Genomic DNA, 8,729 nt, shown 5'->3' on the forward strand with positions numbered 1-8,729 from the left:
GACGCGGCGCGTCATCGGGCGGCCGCACAATCGCAGCCCCATGGGAACGCTCTACTTGGTGCGCCACGGCCAGGCCTCGTTTGGCGCCGACGACTACGACCGCCTGAGCCCGCTCGGGCAGCGCCAGAGCCTGCGCTTGGGCGAGCATTTGCGCGCGCACGGCTGGCAGCCCGATGCGGTGCTGTGCGGCACCTTGCGCCGCCACACCCAGACTTGGAGCGCGCTGGCCGAGGGGCTGGGCGCTGCGGCCCCCGAGCCACTGCACTGGCCGGGCCTGAACGAGTACGACAGCGCCGCCCTGATCGCGGCCCTGCACGCCGCGCCCTTGCCGTCGCCCCACACGCCCGAGGGCTACCGGCAGCATTTTCGGCTGCTGCGCGACGCGCTGCGCCAATGGATGGCGGGTGTGCTCACGCCGGCGGGCATGCCCGATTACCCAAGCTTCGTGGCCGGCGTGGTGGCGGCGCTGGACCATGTGCGCCAGCTCGGCCAAGGCCGGGTGCTGATCGTCAGCAGCGGCGGCCCGATTGCCACCGCCGTGGGCCAGGTGCTGGGCACCACGCCCGAGACCACGATCGAGCTCAACCTGCGGCTGCGCAACACCGCCGTCACCGAGTTCGATTTCAACCCCAAGCGGCACTCGCTGCAAAGCTTCAACACGCTGCCGCACCTAGCGCAGCCCGAGCAAGCCGATTGGATCAGCTACGCCTGAGGCGCCGCCGCCCCAAAGGGCGGAATCACTGCGCCGCCTCGTTGGGTGCCGCCACCTCTGCAACGTCAGGGGCGCTGTCGGATGGCGGCAGCGTCGCCGACTCGGCGTCGTCATCGAGGTCGACCGCCAGCGCCAGCGCGGGGGCCAGCGCGGCTTCGTCCTCCTCGTCGGACTCGGCTTCAGCGGCCTCGGCGCCACTTGGGGCCGTGCGCGCCAGTTGCTCGATCACGCTGGCCGACACCTCAAGCCCGATCAGGTCGATGTCGCCCAGCCGCACCCGCACCGGGGTGCCGCGCGCCAGCCCCGCGCTGCCGGCGGCGTTGAGCACCAGCGGCAGGGTGTCGGCGCGCACCAGCCCGTCTTTGATGACGCTGGCGTTGAGCTCGCCCACGCTGTTTTGCTGCAGGTAACGCAGCGTCCAGTAGCGCTCCATGCCGTTTTGGAACTGGGCGTAGGCGGTGTAGGCGGCGTCGAAGGCGCCGATCACGGCCAGCAGGTCGGTGTCGCGCGGCTTGAAGGGCGCCGCCAGCGCGGCCGCCTTGCCGTGGCGCACGCAAGCGATCAGTTGCCACTGGTTGACCAGATCGGTGTAGCGGCGCAGCGGCGAGCTGCTCCAGGCGTAGCAGGCCACCCCGATGCCGGCGTGCGGCAGCGCTCTGGCCCCCATGCGCACCTTGATGCCCGGCGCCAAGCTGGCCTGGCTGCGGTAGATGGCGGGCACGCCGCAGTCGGCCAGCCACTGGCCCCAGGTGCTGTTGGCCAGAATCATGGCCTCGGCCACCATCAGGTCCAGCGGCGCGCCGCGGCTGCGGGTGCCGATCTGCACCCGTTCCTCGCCCGTCGGGCCCTCGGGCGGTGCGTCTTGCAGGGCAAAGGTGTAGTCGGGCCGGGTGAAGGTCTCGGGTTTGCCGCGCACCGCCTCGCGCCGCGCCTTGCAGTGCAGCGCCAGCCGGTACAAAAAAGCCAGTTGCGGGCGCAGGGCGGCGATGGCTTCGGGCAGCGGGGCCCCGGGCGCAGCGGCGGGGTTTTGCAGCCAGTCGACGCTGAGGGCCTGATCGAGCTGGTCGTGGCGCAGGTTGTGCGCGATCGGCACCTGCTCGATGCGCGTCTCGCTGCCGCGCAGCTCCAGCGTCTCGGCGTCCAGCCGCAGATAGAGCGAGAGCGCCGGGCGCGCGCCCCCGGCGTCGAGCGTGTAGGCCTGCACCACCGCGTCGGGCAGCATGGTGATTTTGTGCCCCGGCATGTACACGGTGGACAGGCGCTGGCGCGCCACCTGGTCGAGCGGGCTGCCGGGTGCTATGGCCAGCCCCGGCGCCGCGATGTGGATACCCAGCGTGACCTCGGCACTGCCCAAGCCCTGCAGGCTGAGCGCGTCGTCGATTTCGGTGGTGCTTGAGTCGTCGATCGAAAACGCCTGCACCGTGGCCAGCGGCAGGGCCTCGGTCAGTGGCGACAGGGGCGGCAGCGCCGCAAAACCCGTCCCCTTGGGGAACTGATCGAACAAAAAGCGCTGCCAATGAAACTCGTAGGCGTTGCGAATGGCGCCCGCGCGCTGCAGCAGCAGCAGCGGGGCGGTGTGGCTGCTGCGCGCGGCGTGCACCACGGCCTTGTACTCGGGCGCGTTTTTGTCGGGCCGAAACAGGATTTTGTAGATCTGCTGGGCCACCGCCGGTGGGCACTGGCCCGCAGCCAACTCGGCCGCCCAGGCCTCGGTCTGGGCCTGGATCTGACGCTTTTTCTCGATCGCCGCCAGCGCTAGCTGCAGCACGTCCGCCGGGGCTTTTTTGTAGCGCCCTTTGCCAGCGCGGCGAAAGTAATGCGGTGCCTCGCTCAGGCGCAACAAGGCGCCGACTTGCTGCGCCGGCGTGGGCGGATCTTGGAAGTAAACGGCGGCCAATTCGGCAAAGCCAAACTCGGCCTCGGGCGCAAACTCCCACGCCAGCTCGAGCTCGATCTGGGCCCGCAGGGCCTCGGCCGCTTGCAGCAGCGCGCTGGGCTCGGGCTGGGCAAAGCGCAGCAGCACCAAGGCCACCTTGACCTTGACGCGCTTGCCCGACTCCAGCTCAACTTGCAGCGCGGCATCGGATTCGGACAGGATGCGACCAGTGAGCAACTTACCGGCTTCGTCAAACAGGGCGTACAAAATGGGGCTTTCTGGGCGAAGGCAGGGTGAACAAGGGATGGCGAGGCGGCGGGGGCCGCACAGAGGCGGCGCCCGCACCAGTGCGGCCTTGGGCGGGCTCCGAGTTTAACGGCCTTGCTGCGGCTGCGCTGGCAGCGCCCTTGGGGCGCGCGCCATCTCGGCGCCCGCTGTCAGGGAATGCCCAGCCATTTGTGGGTTTGCACAGACAGGCGCCATTGCGGATGCGCCATGCAGTAGCCGATCGCCTGCTGGGTGTGCGCTTGGCGCAGCGGCCCATCCAGTGGCTGCAAAAAAAAGTGCGCAAAGTCCAGCCCCGCAAAGCGCTCGGGCGGGGCCTCGGTTTGCGGATAGACCAGCTTGAGCTCGTTGCCGCGCTGCACGCGCAGCTCGGCGTCGGCCTTGGGGCTGACGCAAACCCAGTCCAACCCGTCGGGCAGCGCCAGCGTGCCGTTGGTCTCGACGGCGATCTCAAAGCCTTGGGCGTGCAGCGCCTCGATCAGGGCGGCGTCGAGCTGCAGCAGCGGCTCGCCGCCCGTGCACACCACCAGCGGCCGGCCCGCGTCGGCACCGCTGCCGCCGCCCCAGCAGGCGCGCACCGCCTGCGCCAGCGCCAGCGCGCTGGAAAACTTGCCGCCGCCGCTGCCGTCGGTGCCCACAAAATCGGTGTCGCAAAAGCGGCACTGGGCGCTGGCCCGGTCGGCCTCGCGGCCGCTCCAGAGGTTGCAGCCGGCAAAGCGGCAGAACACGGCGGCGCGCCCGCTCTGGGCGCCTTCGCCTTGCAGGGTGTAGAAAATTTCTTTGACGCTGTAGTTCATGTCAGTGGCGCACGGCCGCCCAAAGCCACTGAAGCACCCCCTCAGGGGGCAGCAAGCGCAGCGCGCGTGGGGGTAACATCATGCCATTGCCTTGCTCAAATCAGGCCCGGGCCTAGGTCGGTGGCCATCACCAGCGCCCCGCAGCCGGGCGTCTGGTACAGATCGACCCGCTCCAAAGCCGCCAGCTCGCGCCGCCCTTGTTGCAAGATCCACCCAGCCAGGCTGGCGCAATCGCAATCGGGCAGGCCCGCCGCGGCCGCCAGCTCGTGCAAAGGCTGGTGGTCAAGGGCCTTGAACAGCGGGTCGAACAAGCGCTTGACGTCGCCAAAGTCGAGCACCCAGCCCTGCACCGCATCGAGCTCCCCGCCCAGCCCCAGGCGCAGCGTGTAGGTGTGCCCGTACAGGGCCGCCAGGGGGTGGTCAGGCGGGGCCTGGCGCAGCCGGCGCGCGCTGTCGAGCGTCAGGTCTTTCCAGATGCGGTAGCGCTGCCCGTCGAAGCTGGCCCCGCAGGAGGCGGTCTCGAACACCGTGACGCGGCTCAGACCGGGCAGGGCGGGCACAAGCTGCTGCCACAGCCACGCCGACAGCACCTCGCTGGTGGGGTTTTCCAGCCCCGCAAGGTCGTTCAGGCAGTGCCGGTGCAGGCGCTGGTGCAAGGGCGCCCAGGCGCGGTCGAGGCGGTCGGTGGCGTCCAGCTCATCAAACAACCCGTCTGGGCGGGCGTGCAGCAGCACCTCGAAGCCGTGCCCGTGCATGCGACCGCACTTGTGGCCCGCCGGCACGCGCGGCAACTGGTGCGCGGCCTCGAAGCGGTAGCGCCGCCACGTGTGGGCGTGGCCGCTGGCGTCGAGCTCGCAACCGCTGCGCGGGGTGCTTTGCACCCCGATCTGGGCCAACTGCAAGCCCGCGCTGGCCAAGCGCTGCTGCAGCCAGCGCGCCAGCGCGGTGTCGTCGGGTTCGGGCAGGCAGTCGTTGAGCAGGCGGTGGTCCAGCGCCGCCGTCACACCCTCCAGATGCTGCTGCAACTGCTCCACCTCGGTGCCGGCCACCGCCGCCCAGCCGGGCGCCAAGCGCGCGCGCAGCCTTGCATCGAAGCTGTGCCCATGCAGGCGCGCCTGCGGGTGCTGGGGCGGGCGGCGTTGCAGTTGCCGCGCGGCTTCGAAGCCGGCCTGGGCGCAGTGGTGCAGGTTCAGCATGGGGCAGGCCACTTCATGGGTGCAGACCAAAACGCTGCCGCAAGGGGTCGGGGCAGCCCACCTCGGCAAAGCCCTTGGCGCGCAGCAGGCAGGCATCGCAAGCGCCGCAGGGCTGGCCCTGCGGGCCCGGGTCGTAGCAACTGCAGGTGTGCGCCAGATTGACCCCCAGGCGCAGCGCCTCGCGCACGATCTCGGCCTTGCTCAGGTGCTGCAAGGGGGCGTGGATGCGCAACCGCTGCGTGCCTTCGACGCCCGCCCGGGTGGCCAAGTTGGCCATGGCCTCGAAAGCCTGGATGAAGGCCGGGCGGCAGTCCGGGTAGCCGGAGTAGTCGAGCGCGTTGACGCCGATGAAAATGTCGACACTGCCCAGGGTTTCGGCCCAGGCCAGCGCCAGACTCAGAAACACCGTGTTGCGCGCCGGCACGTAGGTCAGGGGTATGCCCGCCTGCGCCATCCCCTCCAGCGTGCGGTGCTTGGGTACCGCCAGCGCAGGCTCGGTCAGGGCTGATCCGCCAAAGGCGCGCAGATCGACCGGCACGGTGATGTGGCGCCGCGCGCCTTGGGCCTGCGCCTGCGCCCGCGCCGCATCCAGCTCGTGGGCGTGGCGCTGGCCGTAATCGAAGCTCAGGGCGCAGACGGCAAAGCCGCGCTCGCGCGCCAAGGCCAGCACGGTGGCCGAATCGAGGCCGCCGCTGAGCAGCACCACCGCCGTGGGTTGGGCCGCGCTCGTCAAAGTCATGGTGGGTCCTTTTTTTTCAAGATGGGGGCGAGGGAACCCATCGGGCCAAAGCAGCGGCACGAGCCGGTGCGCAAGCCGCTCATTTTAAGCTTGTGCCACGGCCTGCGCCTGGCGCGCTAAAATCTGGCGCATAAAACGGCTCTCGGAGGATAGGCATTGCACTGGTATCTCGTCCACACCAAACCGCGCCGGGAACAGTGTGCGCTCGAGCACTTGGAACGCCAAGGCTTTTCCTGCTACCTGCCCCTGCTGCGCACCGAAAAGCTGCGCCGCGCCAGCTTAGACACCTGCGACGAGCCGCTGTTTCCGCGCTATTTGTTCATCGAGCTGGGCTTGGACCTGCAGGCCCGCAGCTGGGGCCCGATCCGCTCCACCGTGGGCGTGAGCCGCTTGGTCACCTTTGGCGCTGTACCCGCCAAGGTGCCCGAAGGCCTGATCGACCAGTTGCGCCTGCACGAAGCCCAGTTGCGCGGCCAGGTGGTGCCGCTGTTCCAGCCCGGCCAGCGGGTGCGCGTCACCCAAGGGCCGTTTGCCGGCCTTGAGGGGGTGTTCCAGATCGCCGAAGGCGAGCGCCGGGTGCTGGTGCTGATCGAAATGCTCTGCAAGCCGGTGCTGCTGCCGCTTGAACCCAGCGCGCTGCGCAAGGCCGGCTAGAGGGCCCTAGATCGGGCGCGGCGGGGCCGCACGCGCCTGTGCCACACCTTGGTTGGCCAAGGCATCGGCGCGCTCGTTGCCCGGGTCGCCGGTGTGGCCCCTGACCCAACGCCAGTCGATTTCATGCCCGCCCTGCTGCACCAAGGCGTCGAGCTGCTGCCACAGGTCCACGTTTTTGACCGGCTGGCGCGCCGCCGTTTTCCAGCCCTTGGCTTTCCAGCCCGGCAGCCATTCGGTGATGCCTTTGCGCACGTATTCGCTGTCGAGCCACAGGGTGACGCGGCACGGGCGCTTGAGCGCCTGCAAGGCCTCGATGACGGCGGTGAGCTCCATGCGGTTGTTGGTGGTCTGCGCCGCGCCACCGCAGAGCGTTTTTTCAGCCCCTTCGGTGCGCAACAGCACGCCCCAGCCCCCAGGGCCCGGGTTGCCTTTGCAGGCGCCGTCGGTGTAGATGACAACCGTCTTCATGCGGGTGATTGGTGCTGGTCGCTCGGCCGCGCGGGGCTGGCTTGACGGGCCACCGCCACCGGCGCGGCGGCGGCGGGTTTGGGCTTCCAGGCCGGGCCCAGCAAGCGCAAGCCACGCACCCGCTTGACGGCCACCATGCAGTAGGCGTTGCCGAAAAAGGGCCAGAAGCGCGCGCCGGCGCGCTCCATCCAGCCCAAGCGCTGCAACCACAACTCAGACTGCAGCGCCGGCCGGTAACAGCCCATGCGGCACGACTCGACCTCCAGCCCCAGCAACTGCAGCCAGTCGCGCAGGCGCCGGTGGGCAATGAACTCGCCGGCCTCGGGCAAAAACGGCCGCGCCCAGCGCGAGCGCTGCAAACCCAGCCGAACCAAGAGCCGCGCCCGCTGCTGGCGCAAACCCCACAGGCTCCACGGGTTGAGGCCGCAGACCACCAAGCGGCCTTCGGGCAACAAGACCCGCTGCACCTCGCGCAGCACCGTGTGCGGGTCGGCACTGAGTTCGAGGGTATGGGGCAGCACGATCAGATCGAGGGTGTTTTCGGAAAACGGCAGCGCGGCGGCGTGCGTCACCAAGGCCAGCTCGCGCCCACCGCCTGGCTGCAGCGGCGCCGCAGCGGCGCCCAAGTCGGCGTGGCGCTCCAGCGCCGATGAGGGCTCGGGCAGCGCCAGCCAGCGCTTGGGCATGCGGTTGGCGCGCAAGGCATCGATCTGTGGCAAGCCCAACTGCAAGGCATGGTAGCCAAAGCAGTCGGCTACCGCTTCGTCGCACCGCTCCTGCTCCCAAGCCAGCAGGTAGCGCCCGGCCTCGCTGGCCAGCCACGCTGCCAGCTGCTGCCCGCCCGCATCCGATGCGGCCGGCGGCGGGTTCGGTTCAGTGGTCAAGGGCTTCGTCCGCCACGGGCGACTGTGCCAGCACCGCCGCACGGATCATTTCGCGCATGGCTTTTTTCTCGGGAAAGCTCAGCGTGCGGCCCAAACCGCGCCGCACCCGCAGCAGCAGATGGCGGTCGGTCTCGGGCGGAACCCCTTGGCTGCTTTGCATTTCTTCGTACAGATCGAGCCTTGCGTGCGGGGTTTCCTCGCGCCACCACTCGTCGATCACCTGTTGCACCTGCTCCAGCCACGCCCCATCGGGCTGCTGGTCGGCGTGAACGGGTTCGCCCAGCGCGGCGCCGTGCTCGTGCTCGTACTCAAATTCGCGCCGCTCTGCTTGCGGCAGCCGGGTGGGCGTGTGGCCCAGTCCCTCGGCTTGGCCGTGGTTCAGGGCCGCCCAAGCCGCCTCGTTGAGGCTGACGCGCCGATCGGCCTGCATCAGCAGCCGCGCCCAACTCGGGTCTTCGGCCATCAAGCGGCCAAAGTCCTGCGCCGAGGCGTCGGTGACCATCACCACCTTGAGGCCGCGCCACTGCGCCTCGTCGATGTAGGGAATGAGGCGCTCGTCGTCGCTGGCCAGCAGCGCCAAGGCGCAGCCGCCCCGGCTCGCCAGTTGCGTCAGCTCCAAACCCAGCGTCCGCACCAGCGCGGCCCCGCCGTCGCTGGCGTGTGCCGGCACCATGCGCAGCACCACGTCGTCGAGCAGTTGGCTGGGCTGCTGGTCGGTGTAGAGGTAGCTGCGCAACAGCGCCGCATCGGCGCCGCACAGGCGCGCCAGGTGCGAGAACACGGCCTGCAAGAGGTCTCGGTGCAGCCCATCCTCGGGTGGATGGGGCTGCTGCTTGGCCAACCAGCTCAGGTAGCGCTCGTCGATCAAGGCCACCGCCTGGCCGAATTCGGCACCGGCGCCGGAGCCAAAAGCGGGGCGCAGGTGCGGCCTTTTGTTTAAGTGAAATTTGGTTTTCATAATAGCCCTGTAACTGCAATAAGGTAAAACGGCCCGGATGGGCCATCCGCTTGGGCAACTGCCTGCGATTTTGGCACGAAAGCGCGCCAAAGGTTCCCTTGCCGAACGGGTGCTCAGGGGCGGGTGGGCGGCGGGGGCGCCGCCAGCAGCCACTCGATGC

The 8,729-nt window shown here is 69.5% G+C and carries 9 protein-coding genes; 2 read left to right on the top strand and 7 right to left on the bottom strand.

Annotation, left to right across the window (positions count from 1 at the left end):
• Positions 1-40: 40 nt before the first annotated feature.
• Positions 41-712, top strand: coding sequence for a histidine phosphatase family protein (locus SRAH_RS10070; protein ID WP_029463223.1), 672 nt, complete (start codon positions 41-43; stop codon positions 710-712).
• Between the two features lie 25 nt (positions 713-737).
• On the opposite strand, the gene SRAH_RS10075 is transcribed toward SRAH_RS10070, so the two are convergent.
• The 4 genes from SRAH_RS10075 to queC all read right to left on the bottom strand — a co-directional run bounded on the left by SRAH_RS10075 (position 738) and on the right by queC (position 5,605).
• On the bottom strand, positions 738-2,855 hold the full coding sequence (locus SRAH_RS10075; RefSeq protein WP_045477140.1) for a ribonuclease catalytic domain-containing protein: 2,118 nt from the start codon (positions 2,853-2,855) through the stop codon (positions 738-740).
• A 170-nt stretch (positions 2,856-3,025) separates the two neighbouring features.
• Positions 3,026-3,670 (bottom strand): 7-carboxy-7-deazaguanine synthase, encoded by a 645-nt coding sequence (gene queE, locus SRAH_RS10080; RefSeq protein ID WP_029463225.1) that lies wholly within the window; start codon positions 3,668-3,670, stop codon positions 3,026-3,028.
• Between the two features lie 95 nt (positions 3,671-3,765).
• Positions 3,766-4,866 (bottom strand): 6-pyruvoyl trahydropterin synthase family protein, encoded by a 1,101-nt coding sequence (locus tag SRAH_RS13155; RefSeq protein ID WP_045477149.1) that lies wholly within the window; start codon positions 4,864-4,866, stop codon positions 3,766-3,768.
• Positions 4,867-4,879: 13 nt separating this feature from the next.
• The gene (gene queC / locus SRAH_RS10090; RefSeq protein ID WP_029463227.1) at positions 4,880-5,605 is read right to left on the bottom strand and encodes a 7-cyano-7-deazaguanine synthase QueC; all 726 of its coding nucleotides are present in this window, start codon (positions 5,603-5,605) and stop codon (positions 4,880-4,882) included.
• Between the two features lie 156 nt (positions 5,606-5,761).
• Between queC and rfaH the strand changes: the two genes are divergently transcribed.
• The gene (gene rfaH / locus SRAH_RS10100) at positions 5,762-6,259 is read left to right on the top strand and encodes a transcription/translation regulatory transformer protein RfaH (protein WP_029463228.1); all 498 of its coding nucleotides are present in this window, start codon (positions 5,762-5,764) and stop codon (positions 6,257-6,259) included.
• Positions 6,260-6,265: 6 nt separating this feature from the next.
• On the opposite strand, the gene rnhA is transcribed toward rfaH, so the two are convergent.
• Genes rnhA through SRAH_RS10115 form a run of 3 tightly spaced genes read right to left on the bottom strand, consistent with a single transcriptional unit; the run spans position 6,266 to position 8,569 of the window.
• Complete coding sequence (gene rnhA, locus SRAH_RS10105) at positions 6,266-6,727, bottom strand: ribonuclease HI (protein WP_029463229.1); 462 nt, start codon at positions 6,725-6,727, stop codon at positions 6,266-6,268.
• The gene (locus SRAH_RS10110) at positions 6,724-7,611 is read right to left on the bottom strand and encodes a class I SAM-dependent methyltransferase (protein ID WP_439645553.1); all 888 of its coding nucleotides are present in this window, start codon (positions 7,609-7,611) and stop codon (positions 6,724-6,726) included. The genes rnhA and SRAH_RS10110 overlap by 4 nt, the downstream gene beginning before the upstream one ends.
• On the bottom strand, positions 7,601-8,569 hold the full coding sequence (locus tag SRAH_RS10115; protein WP_029463231.1) for a hypothetical protein: 969 nt from the start codon (positions 8,567-8,569) through the stop codon (positions 7,601-7,603). Before SRAH_RS10115 ends, SRAH_RS10110 begins: the two co-directional genes overlap by 11 nt.
• Between the last annotated feature and the right edge of the window lie 160 nt (positions 8,570-8,729).

The organism is Serpentinimonas barnesii (assembly GCF_000696225.1).
GTDB lineage: Bacteria > Pseudomonadota > Gammaproteobacteria > Burkholderiales > Burkholderiaceae_C > Serpentinimonas > Serpentinimonas barnesii.